This window comes from Paenibacillus endophyticus, assembly GCF_014192395.1.
GTDB classification, from domain to species: Bacteria; Bacillota; Bacilli; order Paenibacillales; family Paenibacillaceae; genus Pristimantibacillus; species Pristimantibacillus endophyticus.
In genome coordinates this window covers 98,856-114,848 of the sequence record NZ_JACHXW010000015.1, presented here as the reverse complement: position 1 = coordinate 114,848, position 15,993 = coordinate 98,856, and the positions used below count along the sequence as shown (strand labels likewise).

Annotated in this window: 17 protein-coding genes; 9 read left to right on the top strand and 8 right to left on the bottom strand. The window is 48.1% G+C overall.

The features are described from left to right. From FHS16_RS21480 to FHS16_RS21470, 3 genes are all read right to left on the bottom strand, one after another. Positions 1–1,239, bottom strand: a complete 1,239-nt coding sequence (locus tag FHS16_RS21480; protein WP_183567530.1) for an MFS transporter — start codon at positions 1,237–1,239, stop codon at positions 1–3. Between the two features lie 52 nt (positions 1,240–1,291). Then, positions 1,292–1,717, bottom strand: a complete 426-nt coding sequence (locus FHS16_RS21475) for a MarR family winged helix-turn-helix transcriptional regulator (RefSeq protein ID WP_183567527.1) — start codon at positions 1,715–1,717, stop codon at positions 1,292–1,294. 96 nt (positions 1,718–1,813) lie between these two features. Next, positions 1,814–2,671 (bottom strand): helix-turn-helix transcriptional regulator, encoded by an 858-nt coding sequence (locus FHS16_RS21470; protein WP_183567524.1) that lies wholly within the window; start codon positions 2,669–2,671, stop codon positions 1,814–1,816. Between the two features lie 171 nt (positions 2,672–2,842). On the opposite strand from FHS16_RS21470, the gene FHS16_RS21465 reads away from it, so the two are divergent. Both FHS16_RS21465 and FHS16_RS21460 read left to right on the top strand, forming a co-directional pair. Further along, positions 2,843–3,979 carry a Gfo/Idh/MocA family protein gene (locus tag FHS16_RS21465; protein WP_183567523.1) on the top strand — a complete coding sequence of 379 codons (1,137 nt, stop codon included), beginning with the start codon at positions 2,843–2,845 and terminating at the stop codon, positions 3,977–3,979. Then, positions 3,976–5,049, top strand: a complete 1,074-nt coding sequence (locus tag FHS16_RS21460) for a Gfo/Idh/MocA family protein (protein ID WP_183567520.1) — start codon at positions 3,976–3,978, stop codon at positions 5,047–5,049. Before FHS16_RS21465 ends, FHS16_RS21460 begins: the two co-directional genes overlap by 4 nt. 75 nt (positions 5,050–5,124) lie before the next feature. Here the strand turns inward: FHS16_RS21460 and FHS16_RS21455 are convergent, their stop codons facing one another. Continuing rightward, entirely contained in the window at positions 5,125–5,517 is a 393-nt protein-coding gene (locus tag FHS16_RS21455; protein WP_183567517.1) for a hypothetical protein, read from the bottom strand. 114 nt (positions 5,518–5,631) lie between these two features. Between FHS16_RS21455 and FHS16_RS21450 the strand changes: the two genes are divergently transcribed. Beyond that, positions 5,632–6,372 carry a hypothetical protein gene (locus FHS16_RS21450; RefSeq protein WP_183567514.1) on the top strand — a complete coding sequence of 247 codons (741 nt, stop codon included), beginning with the start codon at positions 5,632–5,634 and terminating at the stop codon, positions 6,370–6,372. Between the two features lie 348 nt (positions 6,373–6,720). On the opposite strand, the gene FHS16_RS21445 is transcribed toward FHS16_RS21450, so the two are convergent. Beyond that, positions 6,721–7,461, bottom strand: coding sequence for an SDR family oxidoreductase (locus tag FHS16_RS21445; RefSeq protein WP_183567511.1), 741 nt, complete (start codon positions 7,459–7,461; stop codon positions 6,721–6,723). Positions 7,462–7,640: 179 nt separating this feature from the next. On the opposite strand from FHS16_RS21445, the gene FHS16_RS21440 reads away from it, so the two are divergent. The 6 genes from FHS16_RS21440 (at position 7,641) to FHS16_RS21415 (ending at position 12,592) form a co-directional block, all read left to right on the top strand. After that, positions 7,641–8,219 (top strand): TetR/AcrR family transcriptional regulator, encoded by a 579-nt coding sequence (locus FHS16_RS21440; RefSeq protein ID WP_221226435.1) that lies wholly within the window; start codon positions 7,641–7,643, stop codon positions 8,217–8,219. Positions 8,220–8,504: 285 nt separating this feature from the next. After that, positions 8,505–9,719 (top strand): GTP-binding protein, encoded by a 1,215-nt coding sequence (locus tag FHS16_RS21435; protein WP_183567508.1) that lies wholly within the window; start codon positions 8,505–8,507, stop codon positions 9,717–9,719. A gap of 58 nt (positions 9,720–9,777) precedes the next feature. After that, positions 9,778–9,927: a 50S ribosomal protein L33 gene (gene rpmG, locus FHS16_RS21430; RefSeq protein WP_138752655.1), complete on the top strand. Its 150-nt coding sequence runs from the start codon at positions 9,778–9,780 to the stop codon at positions 9,925–9,927. Positions 9,928–10,173: 246 nt separating this feature from the next. Continuing rightward, positions 10,174–11,220, top strand: coding sequence for a LacI family DNA-binding transcriptional regulator (locus tag FHS16_RS21425; protein WP_183567505.1), 1,047 nt, complete (start codon positions 10,174–10,176; stop codon positions 11,218–11,220). 157 nt (positions 11,221–11,377) lie between these two features. Beyond that, positions 11,378–11,839 (top strand): VOC family protein, encoded by a 462-nt coding sequence (locus FHS16_RS21420; RefSeq protein ID WP_183567502.1) that lies wholly within the window; start codon positions 11,378–11,380, stop codon positions 11,837–11,839. A 57-nt stretch (positions 11,840–11,896) separates the two neighbouring features. Further along, positions 11,897–12,592, top strand: coding sequence for an SDR family oxidoreductase (locus FHS16_RS21415; protein ID WP_183567499.1), 696 nt, complete (start codon positions 11,897–11,899; stop codon positions 12,590–12,592). A 203-nt stretch (positions 12,593–12,795) separates the two neighbouring features. On the opposite strand, the gene FHS16_RS21410 is transcribed toward FHS16_RS21415, so the two are convergent. From FHS16_RS21410 to FHS16_RS21400, 3 genes are read right to left on the bottom strand one after another with little or no spacing between them, the layout of a single operon-like run. Next, a complete protein-coding gene (locus tag FHS16_RS21410) occupies positions 12,796–13,875 on the bottom strand; it encodes a Gfo/Idh/MocA family protein (protein WP_183567496.1) in 1,080 nt (359 codons plus the stop codon). Between the two features lie 33 nt (positions 13,876–13,908). Continuing rightward, positions 13,909–14,856 carry an AraC family transcriptional regulator gene (locus FHS16_RS21405; protein WP_183567493.1) on the bottom strand — a complete coding sequence of 316 codons (948 nt, stop codon included), beginning with the start codon at positions 14,854–14,856 and terminating at the stop codon, positions 13,909–13,911. Positions 14,857–14,885: 29 nt separating this feature from the next. Beyond that, positions 14,886–15,890, bottom strand: coding sequence for a Gfo/Idh/MocA family protein (locus FHS16_RS21400; RefSeq protein ID WP_183567490.1), 1,005 nt, complete (start codon positions 15,888–15,890; stop codon positions 14,886–14,888). Positions 15,891–15,993: the final 103 nt, after the last annotated feature.

Sequence of the window (15,993 nt, the reverse complement as noted above, 5' to 3'; positions counted from 1 at the left end):
TCAGTAGCCGGATGTGCCCAGCGCTTGCTCGGCATCGGCCTTCGTCGTCATCCGTTTGCGTTTATGGTGAAGCATGAAATAAATAACAGAAGAAGCGGCGATAATAACAGCACACAGCATATACATGGAACGGTAGCCGTAGTCGGATGCGAGTGCTCCAAGCGAATAGGAGCCAATTCCATAGCCTAGGTCAAACAGTAAGTAAAAGGTCGCGGTAGCGAGGCCTCTTCTGTGTACAGGTGCTGCAAGTACGGCAATCGTCTGAAAGCAGGGGAGCAGTGCACCGTAGCCAAGGCCAATGACGCCGCCAGACACGAGCAGCGATGCAGGAGAGCTGGCTTGGCTGAGCATCAGCATGCCAATCGTAAAGATGACAATGCTCGGATACACAATTACATGCTCGCCTACACGATCGAGCAATTTCCCGATGATCGGACGCGGAAGCACAATCATAATGCCAAAACAGACGAAAAAATAGCTCGCATACTGATCAAGTGCCTGTTCTTGCGTATAAACGGACATAAACGTCACTAACCCGCTATACGCAAAGGCGACGACAAAGCCGCTAAGTGCGATCGGGATAGCTTTCCGTTCTACAAGGTCACGCCAGTGCAGCTTTGCTTTCGGGATTGTCTCCGTGGAATCGTTTTTAGCGGAGTCTGAGTGTAGGGCTTCCTTTTGCCGCTTCGTTGAAGCTCCGAGCACAAAGGCGATCAATGAGCATAATGCGCATAATATGAACATCGCGGTAAAACCGCCATGCGTCGTAATCGTAAGCCCAGCAAACGGTCCAATGACCATCGCGAGGCTCATGAACAAGCTGAAATAGCTGATGCCCTCGCCTTTGCGATGCTCTGGAATAATGCCAATTGCCGTCGTATTTGTAGAAGTCGTTGCGATAGCAAACGTGCCGCCGTGAAAAAAACGAACGAGCAGCAGCATGGCATAGCCAAAAACGCCTAAATAAGCGACTGAGAAAAGTAAAAAAAGCAATAAAGACAAGATCACGATTTTACGTTCGCCATATTTGGCCATCAACTGCCCTGCGAATGGCCGAAGCAGCACGGAAGCTATTACAAAAACGGTCATCGACAAGCCGGCCTGCGTGCCTGTTCCCCCAAGTCCATCGGTTACGTAAACCGAAAGAGCCGTCGCCAGCGTATAGAATGAAAAAAACAAGAAAAAGCTGCTTAAGCATATTTTGATGAAGTCGGCGCTCCATAATTTATTCGTATTCAATGCGAGTTCCCCTCTCAGCTGTTGGTCAACCATGTTTTACAGATTGAGCGTATTATTGTATGCCAGAATTATGATTGATTTTGTCCATAAAGCGCATAAAGGCCTTAATTTCATCCGGAGTGATGCCAGTTAACATTTGTTGAACGTACTCTCTTTCTATAGGCGCAAGCTCTATTGCGCAGCTTGTACCGCTGTCAGTAATATAGATCAGCTGCGAGCGGCGGTCGTTCGGATTTGCTATTCGCTTAACGAGAGCTTTGCGCTCAAGCTGATCAACCAAGCGGGTGATGTTAGCAGGGTCCTTATCGGTACGCTGAGCCAAATCCTTGTGGGAAATTCCATCATGCTCACTCAGACACATTAAGAGTGTAAATTGCTCGGGCGTTACGTCGTGATGTTGAAAAAGCTGCTGCAGCCGTTGATTCAGCCGGCGTCCTGTATTGCTGATTACGTAACCTACGGATTGTTTTAATTCCAATGTCTTCACCTGCTCTATTTATATAGTTGATATATCAATAATACGCTTATCAACTAAATGGGTCAATAGCGCTAATCCTCGGTTTCGAATTAACGCTTAATCGGCAGGCACAGTATGGAGTTGATTCTGCTTGCGATACTGCTCAGGCGTGAGGTCGGTATGAAGCTTGAAAGCGCGGCTGAAATGCGAAGGATGCTTAAAGCCGACCTCGTAACCGACATCGGTAATGGACTGGTCGCCGTCAATCAGCTCGATTTTGGCTTGATAGATTCTTCGCTGCATCAGAAATTGAAAGATCGTACTGCCTGTAACCTCTTTGAATGTTTTTGCCAAATAAAACTTGCTGAGATGAAGCTCCGTTTGAATGCTCTCCAGCGTAATTTCTTCCTGATAATGGCTGTCTAGATAAGATATAATCGTTTGGACATGCAGCTGCTTGGATGACGGGAAAGTAGACTTTTCCTTCATCGGCTTCTGACACAGCTGATTGATTAGAATCATGAAATCGAGCAGCTGCGCTTGAAAGCGTTGGGTTGAGAAGGAATCCTTCCGCGCATAATGCAGCTCTAACCGATTCATAACCGCTTCGACCTCCGTTTTCTCTGACCCGCGCAGCTGAAGCCTAACATTTTGCAGCTTGCGGAACGGCTCGAGCAGATCGGCAGCAAAGGGCGGCTGAATGAATTGTTTGAAATAAAAAGGATCAAAGTGCAGCGTGGAGCGATGGTACTTCACCTCGGGGTCAACATGGGCACGATGAAGCGTCATGCCGTGCATAAGCAGCAGGTCACCAGGCTCAAGCACATAGATACGGTCATTTATAAGATAGTTCACTTTTCCGCTATGGAAATAATAGACTTCATAATGAAAATGGGTGTGATACGCAACATGGGCATTATAATCCGAGCTGGTGCCCATCGTGAACGGTACGCTAATCTGGTGCTGGATGCTCATCCTGTCACTCCCCTCGTAAATAACATCATTATACACCAACCACAGTCAAATAAAATAACAAACAGGATAATGCGAATGAAGTCGAGCGGATCGCAAAGTGATACTATAAAGGCAAGTAACAGTAAGCAGTAAGCGCAACCATTCATTTTATAATAAAGGGGCGGCATCCGGATGCAGATCGTTCGTTTGGGAATTATTGGGCTTGGCAATATGGGGAAAGGGCATATCCATTATTTAGTCAATGGTGAAGTGAGCGGCGTAGAAGTAACGGCTGTCAGTGACGCGATCGAAGCAAATCTTGCGTGGGCCAAAGAAAAGCTTGGCGATCAAGTTGGTTTGTATCTAGATCCTCTCAAAATGATGGATTCTGGCCTGGTGGACGGCGTTCTCATCGCTACTCCGCATTTCTCGCATCCAGAGCTTGCAATCGCCTGCTTCGAGCGCGGGCTTCATGTCCTTTGCGAGAAGCCGGCTGGCGTATACACGAAGCAGGTTCGCGAAATGAATGAGGCGGGCAGTAAAGCGAACGTGAAGTTCAGCATGATGTATAATCAACGGACGAATCCGCTATATGTGAAACTCAAAGATATGATTGATGCAGGCGAGTTAGGGGAAATTAGAAGAACGAATTGGATTATTACGAATTGGTATCGCTCTCAAAGCTACTATGACTCAGGGACTTGGCGGGCTACCTGGGCCGGTGAAGGCGGAGGCGTACTGCTTAACCAAGATCCGCATCAGCTTGACTTGTGGCAATGGACGATTAGCATGATGCCGAAGCGCGTTCGTGCCTTTTGTTATTTCGGTAAGCATCGCAATATCGAGGTTGAGGATGATGTGACGGCTTTCGTCGAATATGAGAATGGTGCTACCGGCGTGTTCGTAACAACGACGGGCGAAGCTCCAGGTACGAACCGGCTTGAAATCAGCGGTGACCGCGGCAAGGTCGTCATTGAAAACAACGAATTAACGTTCTGGCGTCTTCGCGTGCCGGAGCCGGAATTCAATAAAGAGTATAAAGGTGGCTTCGGACAGCCGGAATGCTGGAAATGCGAAATTCCGGTGCAAGGCAGCTACCCGGATCATAAAGGCATTACGCAAAACTTCGTGAATGCGATTCTGTTCGATGAGCCGCTGATCGCGCCTGGCGAAGAGGGCATCAAAGGACTTATGCTCTCTAATGCGATGCTTCTCTCCACGTGGACGGATAACTGGGTCGACCTGCCGATTGACGAGGAGCTGTTCTATCAGCATCTGCAGGATCGAATCGCGAATTCTTCCTTTCAGAAGGAGGCAGTAAGCAAATGAGCAAAGCAGACGGCATGAAATATGCGCCTAAAGGAAAACCGAACAAAGTAGTGGAGAATGGACAATTCATTATTTCTGCGGTGAGTCTTGATCACGGGCATATTTATGGCATGTGCAATGGACTTATCGAAGCAGGTGCAGCATTGAAATGGGTGTACGATCCCGATCCTGCAAGAGTGGAGGCATTTATCCGTCAATACCCTCAAGCGAGAGCTGCGGCATCGGAGGAGCAGGTCCTCTCCGATCCGGAGGTGCAATTGGTGGCTGCAGCCGCTATCACTTCGGAACGCGGGCCGCTTGGCATACGCGTAATGCGCAGCGGGAAACATTATTTCACGGATAAAGCACCGTTTACGACACTTGAGCAGCTGGGGGATGCGCGTACAGCTTATTCAGAGACAGGCAAGAAATATGCCGTCTACTACAGTGAAAGGCTGCATGTGGAGAGCGCTGTATTTGCTGGCCAACTAATTGAGCAGGGAGCGATCGGGCGTGTTGTTCAAGTGCTTGGGCTTGGGCCGCATCGCTTGAATGCGGGAGCCCGTCCGGCTTGGTTTTTCGAGAAGGAAAAGTATGGCGGCATTATTTGCGATATCGGCTCTCATCAAATCGAGCAGTTCTTGTATTACACGGGCAACCAGAATGCTTCGGTCGTGAACAGCAAGGTTGCCAATTATGCCAACAAGGAATATCCGGAGCTCGAGGATTTCGGAGACATGAACGTAGTTGGAGATAACGGGGCAACCGGATACTTCCGCGTCGATTGGCTCACGCCGAACGGGCTTGGCACTTGGGGAGACGGGCGTACGCTTATCCTCGGAACCGAAGGTTATATTGAGATGCGCAAGTATATCGATATCGCACGGGAAGCGGAGGGTGACCAGCTGTATTTGGTGAATGGAGACGGCGAGCAGCATATGAAGCTAGGCGGCAAGGTCGGCTTTCCCTATTTTGGCCAGCTCATTCTGGATTGCTTGAACGGCACGGAAAATGCGATGACTCAGGAGCATACGTTTAAAGCGGCGGAGCTTTCGCTGCTGGCGCAGAAGAATGCGGTACGAGTAGAATAAGGAGCTGTCCATTTGAATATAGAGAGCTGCCTGCGGTCATTGCCTGCATGCAGCTCTTTTTCTATTAGCAGGATGTTACTTTTGCTTCGTTTTCTTCATTTCATAAACGTGAAAGAAATCTTCTTTGACGATGACAGACATTACAGTTGTTTCCTTCTTAAAGAAATGGGCATGCCCCATCCGTTCTTCCTTCTGCTCCATCCAACCGAGCCTCTCTAGCTCCTCGAAATAGTGCATCGGCGGATATAACCCCTGCAATCCTCCAACGTCTTTGAGATTATATTTCAATCCCTTTAGAATGTTGGGGTTACTGAACTTTGTTTCCTCAGACTCAGCTTGCAAGGGGACAATAAAATCATTGTTTACAGTGGATGGTTTATATCCTGCATTCTCATCATAAAAAGGATCAGATCTGCCAGAACACGCCGTAAGCATCCCAAGCAGCAGAATGGATTGCCAAAGCTTCATATTCAGCAGCACCTCCTAACAAAAAATTGAATTGTCATTACTTTATAAGACGAGTTTTTATCCAAAAAGTTACAGAGGAGTGAAGGCGTGTTATATTGATTTGGAAGAGCATGATTGAACATCACACGAGCAAGCGGCTCGATGGTTGAGGTGAAAAGAACAATGATGGATTCTTTTATCGATCATATTTTAAAGGATGAGTACGTTGCATCGGAATTAACAGAAAATAGGCTGTTCGAGGTTTACAACGCAGTTAAGCATACGGATGTCGAGGATGAGATTTGGAGTAAACTGTCTTTAAGCTATGGCGGGTCACTTCCCAAACCTATTGTCATGGACCTTATTGATCGGAAGATAGCCATCATGGCATTAGGCCACACCAGACAAGAGCATCAAGTGATGTGGAGATTGGCAGAGCTGGTAGATGAAGCTTTGCTGACGTTAGCGATTGATATGTACACGATAGAATGTTTTGGAATAGATCCAATGGCTTCACTGCTAAATAAGTTTTGCGGTAACAGGTGGATGCTGGAAACCCTGATTTATAAAAATCCTTCATCGCTGGAGAAAAGATCATTGCTGGAATCAGCGATCCAACAAAATAGCCATTCCGTTGAATTGCAACGGCTTATGATCGTTCTGGATCATGCTAAACTAGCTAGCCGTGCTGATTTGACGAACGAACAATTTTATTTTCTTTTGGAGACGAATGAGCCGAAAGTATGGCTTTCATTATCCCAAAACGAGAATACACCGGAAGCTATATTGCACATTTTATTAGGTGCAGCGAATATAAAAAATGCAAAACAAATAAGGCATGCGGCAAGAGCAAGCCTCGCCAAGCCAAAAGAATAACGCAGAATCGCAGAGACGTATAACGGTTATGAATCTAATTAATATTAAGGTGGCATGAACACGTGGTTACGGAATTTTCAAAGACGATTTTACTTTGGATATTAAAGATCTGTATGGCTCTTACATAGGAAAAGTGAATTCAGATCAAGCCGTTTCTCGTTTGCTCAGTGTTATGAAAAAAAATGAAGGCTGTCGGCAATCGACAGCCTTCAGTATTCACAGCAGCCCGCTTGAGTCTTGCAACAGTTCAGTCTAAAGGATGGCATGCCGAGCTGTATCATCTTCATATGTCTGGTTATCTGCGATGGTTGAGACCTGAATCATATGCTCTCGATCATACGTTCTGGATTAAGGCTGCAAAGTCGGCCTTATGATAATTTCATTGATTCCGGTATCTTCGGGCTCATTGATGGCATAGGCGATGGCACCAGCGATACGATAGGGAGAAATGCTGAGTGCGGTGAAATGGCTCGCCATAGCTTGTACCTCAGGGCTTTTTATGGTTTGAAGCAGTTCTGATTCCGTTATGCCTGGCGAGATGATGGTCGAACGAATACGGGAGGAAGGCGATTCTTCAACGCGCAGCCCTTCCGAAATCGCTCTAACCGCAAATTTGGTCGCGCTGTATACGGCAGAGGTTGGATGAACCTCATGGCCCGCAACGGATGAGACGTTAATAATGTGGCCTGATTGCTGTTCGCGCATCGTCGGCAGAACCGCCGCAATGCCATGCAGCACGCCTTTAATGTTCACATCGATCATCTGGGTCCATTCCACTACTCTTAGCTCATTGAGCCGTGAAACAGGCATAACTCCGGCATTATTTACGAGCACGTCGATACGTCCGTACTGATCCAATGCGAATTGTGCCAGCTTCTGCATATCCTCGGAGGAAACAACGTCTGCTTGTATACAAACGGCCTCACCGCCGTCTTGTTTAATTTCGTTCACAATCGTTTTCAGACGTTCCTCTCTTCTTGCGGCCAATACCACCTTTGCTCCTTGTTGGGCTAATAGCTTGGCTGTTGCTTCCCCTATCCCGCTGGATGCACCTGTAATGATAACGACCTTAGGCTGTACATGTTCCATTCTTATCTCTCCTTAAATAGATGTTGTAGATATCTTTTTCAACGAACGTTGATTAATTGACGCTCGTTGATTATTATTATAAAGAGATACAAGGAGAGTTCAATCGCTATTGTGATCGCTTTTGTTTCATAATCAACATAAGGAATGAAAGTGTTTATTAAAACGGGAGGTCAGTATCCATGGTAATCGCACCTAAGTTGGACAGGCGGGTTGTAAAAACGAAGGAGGCTATAAACAAGGCGTTTTTGGAGCTTTTTTCGGAAAAAGAGCTGGAGCAAATTACGATCAATGATATTTCGGAACGGGCGAATGTAAATAGAGGAACCGTTTATCTGCACTATAGCGACAAATACGATTTGCTTGATAAAAGCATTGAGGAGCACTTAAACAAATTAATTACTTTTTGCAGTGCCAATGAGACAAAAGCGGGGGATGGAACGCTGATCAGTGATCTGCTGCCCGTATTCGTTTATTTCGAGAATCATTACATGTTCTTCTCCGCCATGCTTTCCAATCAGAGAACAACCGTATTCCGAGCGCGGCTGCTTGCGTTCATATCAGCGAACGTGAAAGAGAAGCTCCGCAAGCAAGAGCCGCAATCCGATATCGACAATGAGCTGAAAGCACAGTTTATGGCATCGGCTTTCGTCGGTATTGTGGAATGGTGGATTCAGCATCAAATGCCGCATGCGACATCCTATATGGCCGAGCAGCTGTGGAAGCTTTTTGCTAAGAACGACATCTTTCCGGATCAATAATGATGCGACACACGGGGAAAATGGCATTGACCGTGTTTCTGGCGCTGTTGCATATCCAAGTTTTCTTTCAATAGCAGCAGGAGCATAATTGATCGTTCATGAGCCATCATGCGCAGTTTTTGTTAATAGTAATCATTTCGATCTTGACCGATGCAACAGTGGCTGTTATACTAATTAAAAACGTAATGATTACTATTAGCTGACTTGATCAGCTTTTTTATTGGTGTTTAATCGTAATTATAACGTTTAAATGCATGCAGAATGGAATAGAAAAAGAGGTGCTTCATGACTACAAACAAAATTCCAGTAACGGTATTAAGCGGTTATTTGGGTGCTGGAAAAACGACAATAATGAATCATGTGCTTCATAACCGCGATGGCCTTCGGGTTGCTGTTATCGTAAACGATCTAAGCGAGTTAAACGTAGACGCCGCTCTCATAAAAGATGGCGGTGGATTATCCAGAACGGAAGAGAAGCTGGTGGAGATGTCCAATGGCTGTATATGCTGCACACTCCGAGAGGATTTGCTGATGGAGGTTGAAAAGCTTGCCAAGGAAAATCGATTCGATTATATCCTCATTGAATCGACTGGCGTAGGCGAGCCGGTACCCGTGGCGCAAACCTTCTCGTATATTGACGAGGAGCAGGGTATCGATTTGACGCAATTCTGCAAACTGGATTGTATGGTTACGGTCGTAGACGCCTACAGGTTCTGGCATGATTATTCATCCGGGGAGACGCTGCTGGAGCGAAGCCAAGCTGTAGGTGAGGATGATACGCGCGAGGTCGTTGATCTGCTTATTGATCAAATCGAGTTTTGTGATGTCCTCGTTCTGAACAAATGCGATTTGGTTGACGAGGAGGAGCTGACCGAGCTGGAGGGCGTCCTTCGGACACTGCAGCCCCGGGCGAAGCTCATTCGCACCTCAAGAGGCGAGATTGACCCAAAAGCGATTTTAAATACCGGCTTGTTCGACTTTGAGGAAGCGAGTCAATCCGCTGGGTGGATGAAGGAGATGGCAGCTCCTGCACATACGCCAGAGACGGAGGAATACGGAATAGCATCATTCGTGTACGAGCGTACAAAGCCCTTTCATCCGCAGCGGCTTATGGAATGGATGGAGGAATGGCCGGAGGAGGTTATCCGGGCCAAGGGCATGGTATGGCTGGCTACGCGAAATGATTACGCCCAGAGCCTAAGCCAAGCGGGACCGTCCATTCAATTCGGTCCTGCAGGGCAGTGGGCAGCAGCACTTTCTGACGAGGAGAGGGCAGCAGTGCTGCAGGAGGACCCTGAACTTGCAGAGCTTTGGCATGAGGAATATGGGGACCGGATCAATAAAGTGGTCTTTATCGGAATCGAAATGGATCGTACGAAGCTGGTTGACTCCCTGGACAGCTGCTTGCTCAGCGACGGAGAGCTTGAACTGGACTGGGATTCGTTTCAGGATGACTTTCCAAATGCTGCGACTGAGCAACTCGAGTCCTTGCTTAACTAGATCAGGCGCGCAGTATGGACGCGAAAAAATGGATAATATTTGGCAGGAGGTGAATGCATTGAGAGTAATTATTACGCTTGCTTGTACGGAATCGGGTGACCGTAACTATACGACGACCAAAAACAAAAGAACGACACCGGAGCGGCTGGAGGTTAAAAAATACAGCCCGCGACTCAAACGCGTGACGGTGCACAGAGAAACAAGATAACGGGACAAGAGCAGAATAAGAGCGGGACAAGAGCGAGACAAGAGCAGGACAAGAGCGGGACAAGAGCAAGACAAGAGCAGGACAAGAGCAGGACAAGAGCAAGAGACTGGACGTACGCGTTCAGTCTTTTTTGTGTTCATCCAGCAGCATTGGTCAAGAAGCATCATTCAAATTATTAATTGACAGACGTGGCTATCATTGGTACCATATGCGCATAAACGCGTGTTCACAGTCGGGGGTATGGGATTGACTAAAGAAATAAACAGTACGGAAATTGCGAAGCTGGCTGGCGTATCAAGAAGCACGGTAAGCAGGGTTATTAACAATTATGCCAACGTACCTGAACATACCAAGCAAAAGGTCATGCAGGTTATTCAGCAGTACAATTATTATCCGAATTTATCGGCACAGGTGCTGGCAGGCAAGCGGACTCGAACGATTGGATTGTTCATGATCGATTCGGGGCGTGTGTCAGGCGACAGCATTTCGAGCTTGTTGCTTGCGCGAATCATTGAAAGCGCTTCTTCTCAAGGCTATTACGTACTGACGCATATCGTGAGGGATGTAAGCGAAAAAGAGGAGATTCGTACAATTAAGGAAAGCTTCTACCAGCGAAGGATCGATGGAGGTATTTTCATTGGTGCCGCCAACCAGGAGCCATTGATTGAGGAGCTGATCGAGGAAGGCTTTATCGTTGCGATTGTTGATCAGCATCTGCCTGGCCGGGAAATGCCGAATCGGCTAGTGTTTAATTTTGACAATGAAACGGGCGTTGGCCAAGCGGTTGATTATTTGGTTTCTTTGGGGCATCGCCAAATCGGCATCATTAACGGTGATATGAACAGATATTCAGGACCGTCCAAGCTGCACGGCTTTCAGCGCGCGATGGCGAGGCACAAGCTTGAGATGAATCCGGAATGGATGCTGCCCGGCGACTTCAATGAGTCAAGCGGTTATAAGGCGATCAAAGATTTTTTGAAGGTAGATCGAGAACTGCCTTCCGCGCTATTTGCAGCGAATGACAGTGTCGCATTCGGAGCAATTCGGGCGTTGAAGGAAGCAGGATTTCGGGTTCCGCAGCACATATCCGTGATCGGCTTCGATGATCATTTTCGAAGTGAGCACCATCGTCCTGCCTTAACGACGATTCGAATTGATTTTGCAGGCATGATGGATCAATTGACGAAAACGTTAATCGCAGCCATCGAGCATGGTTCGACCTCCACCAAACAAGCGACAGCTGGTACGGCCTTGGTTGTAAGGGAGTCCTGCCAAAGCATCGCGATTGATTAGCTGGCAGCATAAGGACGCAGCACGGATAAGTAGATTACAAGCGATATGAAATGACGTGAGAGGGGGGATCGTCATGTAGCGTAAGCAAGCTGTAGTGTAGATCACGCATGTGCAACGTTCAAGAACGATTACGATAACCGATAAGGGGAAGATAAACGTGGACAAAAATGTACTTGGAACTCGAACGGTTACACAGATTGGCTTGCTGGTGAATGACATTGACGAAACCTCTCAGGCGTATGCCGATTTTTTTGGCGTGGAGAAGCCGGATTGGTTCTGGACGGATACGGTAGACAAAGCGCAAACCGAATACAAAGGGGATTCGTCGGTTGCCCGCGCGAAGCTTGCTTTTTTCGATATGGGAGCGCTGCAGCTTGAGCTTATCGAGCCGGATAAGCATCCAAGCACGTGGAGAGAGCATCTAGATACGCATGGTGAAGGCCCGCATCACATTGCCTTCGTGATTGACGGCATGAAGGATAAGGTAGCTCTCATGGAGAAAAACGGCATGGCCCTTGTGCAAAAAGGGGAGTATACCGGCGGGCGCTACGCCTATATGGATTCGTTCAAGCAGCTGAAGGTGATGCTTGAATTGTTGGAGAACGATAAGAACGAATGATGCTGATCAACAGGGCATCGCATATGGCTTGTGAATGGATAGGAGGAGAATAACCGAATGAATCTATTAATTACAGGGGCGAACCGAGGATTAGGACTTGCGCTGGCAAACGAAGCTTGCGAACGCGGACATCATGTACTGGCAGGCGTGCGCAGCCCTGGCTCATCTGCGGAAGGTCTGCTCGCGCTAGCCTCAGCTTTTCCAGAGAAAGTAACCATTGTACCGCTTGACGTTACGGATGAACAGTCAGTTCGCTATGCATACGAGCAGGTTGCGAGCCGATACGATGGTATTGACGGGATTATTAACAGCGCGGCTATTCTGCTTGGCAGGGAACAAAAGCTCGGTGAGCTTAATCTGGAGCAGCTGGAGCAATCGTTCCAGACCAACTTATTCGGTCCGATAGCGGTGCTTAAGCACTTTCTCCCACTGCTCGTTAATGGAGAAAAACCGACTGTAATCAACATCAGCTCGGAGGCTGGAAGCTTTGCAGGCGCATATGGCGGGGATTACTCCTACGCCATGTCCAAGTCGGCATTGAATATGTTCTCTGCCCAGATTCGAAACGAGCTGGCGCCGCAGGGCGTCCTTGTCCATGCGCTGCATCCCGGCTGGATTAGAACGGATATGGGCGGTGATCAGGCTCCAGGCGATGCGGCTATTTCCGCGAAGGGCATTCTAGATATAGTCGAACGCAAGAAAACGGCGGATGCCTTGTTTATCGATCATACAGCAGCTCCAATGCCGTTGTAATTGTGGGCAAACACGTAACAGACTCCGAATTCATGGATAGCGTCAAGCGAAATAGACTCCGAATTATGGATAGCATCAAGCGAAACAGACTCGGAATTTATGGATAACATCAAGCAAAACAGACTCCGAATTCATAAATAGCGTCATTAAAAAAGCTGCGAGGCAGGTCATTCGACCAAGCCTCGCAGCTTTTGATTTACAGCTTATAGATAAACGGCTTTGCCTGTTTTGGAGGATTCATAAATCGCTTCAAGAATTTGAGAAACGACGAATGCTTGCTCCGGCGTTACGACAGGATCGGTATCCTCGTCGATTGCTTTCAGCCACATTCTCATTTCAAGATCGGCATCGCTTTCGGTTTTGCCATCGAAGAAAGCAACTCCGCCTGCTTTCAAATCAATTTGCGTTGTGAACAAGCGACTGTGTTTTTCACCATTGACGCGAAGTCCGTCTTTCATATCCGCTCCGCCTTCAGTACCCGATAGTGTACATTTCGCCTCATCAACCTCAAGCGTGTTGAGTGCCCAGCTGGATTCCAATACGATTGTCGCGCCGTTCTCCATGACGATCATCCCGAATGCGGAATCTTCAACCGTGAATTTGGCAGGATCCCAAGGTCCCCAAGCGTTAGCGGCATTCTCCTTCTGAGAAAGCTTATGGTAGGACGTACCGAGTACAACCTTCGGCTTGTAGTTGTCGAGCATCCAAAGCGTCAAATCCAAAGCATGGGTTCCGATATCGATTAGCGGGCCGCCGCCTTGTTTCTCTTCATCGAGGAATACGCCCCAAGTCGGTACGGCACGGCGACGAATCGCATGTGCTTTGGCGTAATAAATATCGCCGAGTTCGCCGGCAGCGCAAAGCTGCTTCAAATGCTGGCTGTCCGGACGGAAGCGGTTGTTGTAGCCAACCGTAAGCTTCTTGCCTGTACGGCGAGCCGCATCAACCATGCGCTGTGCGTCATGAGCGGTTTTGGCCATCGGCTTTTCGCTCATAACATGCTTGCCGGCTTCGAGTGCTGCGATGGAAATATCCGCATGCGAATCGTTAGGCGTACATACATGGACGATTTCGATGGACTCATCTTTCAGCAGTTCGGTGTAATCCGTATATACACGAGCGCCTTCGGCACCATACAAGCCTGCTGCTTCAAAAGCACGATGCTCGACGATATCACAGAAAGCGACGATTTCAACGTTGTCTAGCTTCTTCAGGCTCGGCAAATGCTTGCCATTGGCAATTCCGCCGCAGCCGATAATAGCGAGTTTGTAAATTTTGGACATGTTAAGCAGCCTCCTAATAATTCCAAATAGTTGTCATTGCGGTTGTGGGGGTCGTGCGCTCCTCCGGTACTCGGAAGGGGTTTGGCCAAATTTCTTGCGAAATACGGCATGTAAGTAATTGCCGCCTGCAAAACCGGCAAGCTTCGCGATCTGCTCAACGGATTGTTCGCTTTCCTGAAGCTCACGGCACACGACCGCCAATCGAATATCCTCGAGTATGCGGCTAAAGGTATGTCCGTGATGAAGCTCCTTGAATAGCCTTTGAATATGCCTTGAACTTAAGTTGAGCTTGTCCGCGACATCCTCAAGCGTAATGCTGCCGTCATAGTTCGCATACATGTATTCCAAGGCGAGCCGATACCGGTAAGCCTTCATGTCGCGTGTTGGAAACTGCTTCTGCTCGCTCGCCTTATCGTAAGCGCGTACGGCTCTCAGAAGAATTTGTATGACGGTTTGCTTAATGGTTGTATAGCTTCCGACGAAATTGTCGTTGCATGCCTGATAGGCTTCCAGAAAGCGGGGCATGGCTTGGTGCAGGTCCGCAGTCGGATAGAGCGGAAGCATCCTAAGCTTCTCGATGCAGTCGCGGGCTTCAGCAGCTTCCCACTCATCATACGAATGGGAATCCGTGTCCGGATGATCCAGATTCCTGTCGATAATATCGACATGCAAGCATAGCTCATCCATTGCCTCGAAGGCATCTGCTTCCTGGTAATGCATTATGTCTGGTCCGGTCAAATAAAGCATGCCGGGCTTCAAAGCGAATTCCTGGTCAATCAGTATGACCTTTCCTTTGCCCTGCGGGATGAAATGAAATTCATACTCGGCATGCTTGTGGAACCCGATAACTCGTCCGGGAGGAAACTGCGTTAAATGGAAGCGGAGCACATGAATGTCGTATTGTCCCCATCGAATGCACAGCTCCAGACGCTCAAGCGCGTCTTGGCGATCATGCATAATTTCGTATGGAAAATTGGGCATGCTGCTTCCTCCTCGGAGCCCCCTTGCCGCTACTTGCTCAGCTCATCGATTCGAACGGCGCGATGCTCACGGGCCGATAGATTGGAAGCTTCCATCAGCTTCGTCAAATCGATGGCAAGGCTTACATTTTCGTCTGCTGTCGTGTCGTTCTCGATATGCTGTACCCACTGGTCAAAAGCGCTCTCGCGAGCCGGCGGAATAGACTGCGCTGTCCATTTCTCCGAAGAGTCCGCACCTGGTGCCGACGTGCGAAGCAGCAGCTGGTTCTCAGGCGTTCCGTAAAGCAGCGAGCCTTCCGTACCGTGCACCTCAAGCGTAAATGGCGAATGGTTGTTCACGAAGCCGGCCTCTACAATCCCGATTGAACCGGAAGCGGATGTCAAGATTGACACGGCGTTGTCTTCTACCTGTTTGCCGGTAACATAGCCGAAATGAGCGGACACCTCTTGAGGCATCTCGTTCATAAACAGTCTAGTCAAATACATCGGATGGCAACCAAGATCGATCAAAGCGCCTCCGCCGCATTCCTCAAGGCTGTAGAAATGCTCAGGCAGCCAGTTGGCTGTTGCTCCGTTATGGGACAAGCGGGCACGTACGAGCGTGATTCTGCCAAGCACGCCTTGCGATAAAATATCACGAATCGCAAGTGTGTAGCCATCATTCAAGCGCGGCAGCGACACTGTTAATTTTACATTACTTTTGGCTACTTCATCTAGTATAATGTTCAATTCCTTCAATGTTGCAGCAATGACCTTCTCCGTGAAAATATGCTTGCCTGCTTTGGCAGCAGCAACGATTACTTCTTGGTGCCTGTTTGTGGGTGCGTCTACGATAACGGCGTCGATATCGTCGCGCTGAAGCATTTCATCCAAATTAGCGTGGAAGTCAACACCTAGCTTGTCAGCGGCAGCTTGGCCGCGTTCCGCGATTTCATCCCATACTGCGACGATCTCCGTACCGGGGTGCTCCTGCGCTTGCTTTGTATAATCCCATGCGTGTACATGCCAATAACTGATTTTACCAATTCGGATCATCGGTTCATCTCTCCCTGGGCATCTATTTGCGTTTCTGTGGTTCATCTATAAATTTATGACAACAAATATAATTTAACATAGATTCACACTCATTTTTAGTGCG

Coding starts and splice junctions, on each gene's coding strand:
- FHS16_RS21470 (WP_183567524.1), bottom strand. CDS start 2,671: ATGAGCATCCAGCACCAGATTAGCGTACCGTTCACGATGGGCACCAGC.
- FHS16_RS21465 (WP_183567523.1), top strand. CDS start 2,843: ATGCAGATCGTTCGTTTGGGAATTATTGGGCTTGGCAATATGGGGAAA.
- FHS16_RS21460 (WP_183567520.1), top strand. CDS start 3,976: ATGAGCAAAGCAGACGGCATGAAATATGCGCCTAAAGGAAAACCGAAC.
- FHS16_RS21455 (WP_183567517.1), bottom strand. CDS start 5,517: ATGAAGCTTTGGCAATCCATTCTGCTGCTTGGGATGCTTACGGCGTGT.
- FHS16_RS21445 (WP_183567511.1), bottom strand. CDS start 7,461: ATGGAACATGTACAGCCTAAGGTCGTTATCATTACAGGTGCATCCAGC.
- FHS16_RS21440 (WP_221226435.1), top strand. CDS start 7,641: ATGGTAATCGCACCTAAGTTGGACAGGCGGGTTGTAAAAACGAAGGAG.
- FHS16_RS21435 (WP_183567508.1), top strand. CDS start 8,505: ATGACTACAAACAAAATTCCAGTAACGGTATTAAGCGGTTATTTGGGT.
- FHS16_RS21415 (WP_183567499.1), top strand. CDS start 11,897: ATGAATCTATTAATTACAGGGGCGAACCGAGGATTAGGACTTGCGCTG.
- FHS16_RS21410 (WP_183567496.1), bottom strand. CDS start 13,875: ATGTCCAAAATTTACAAACTCGCTATTATCGGCTGCGGCGGAATTGCC.
- FHS16_RS21405 (WP_183567493.1), bottom strand. CDS start 14,856: ATGCCCAATTTTCCATACGAAATTATGCATGATCGCCAAGACGCGCTT.
- FHS16_RS21400 (WP_183567490.1), bottom strand. CDS start 15,890: ATGATCCGAATTGGTAAAATCAGTTATTGGCATGTACACGCATGGGAT.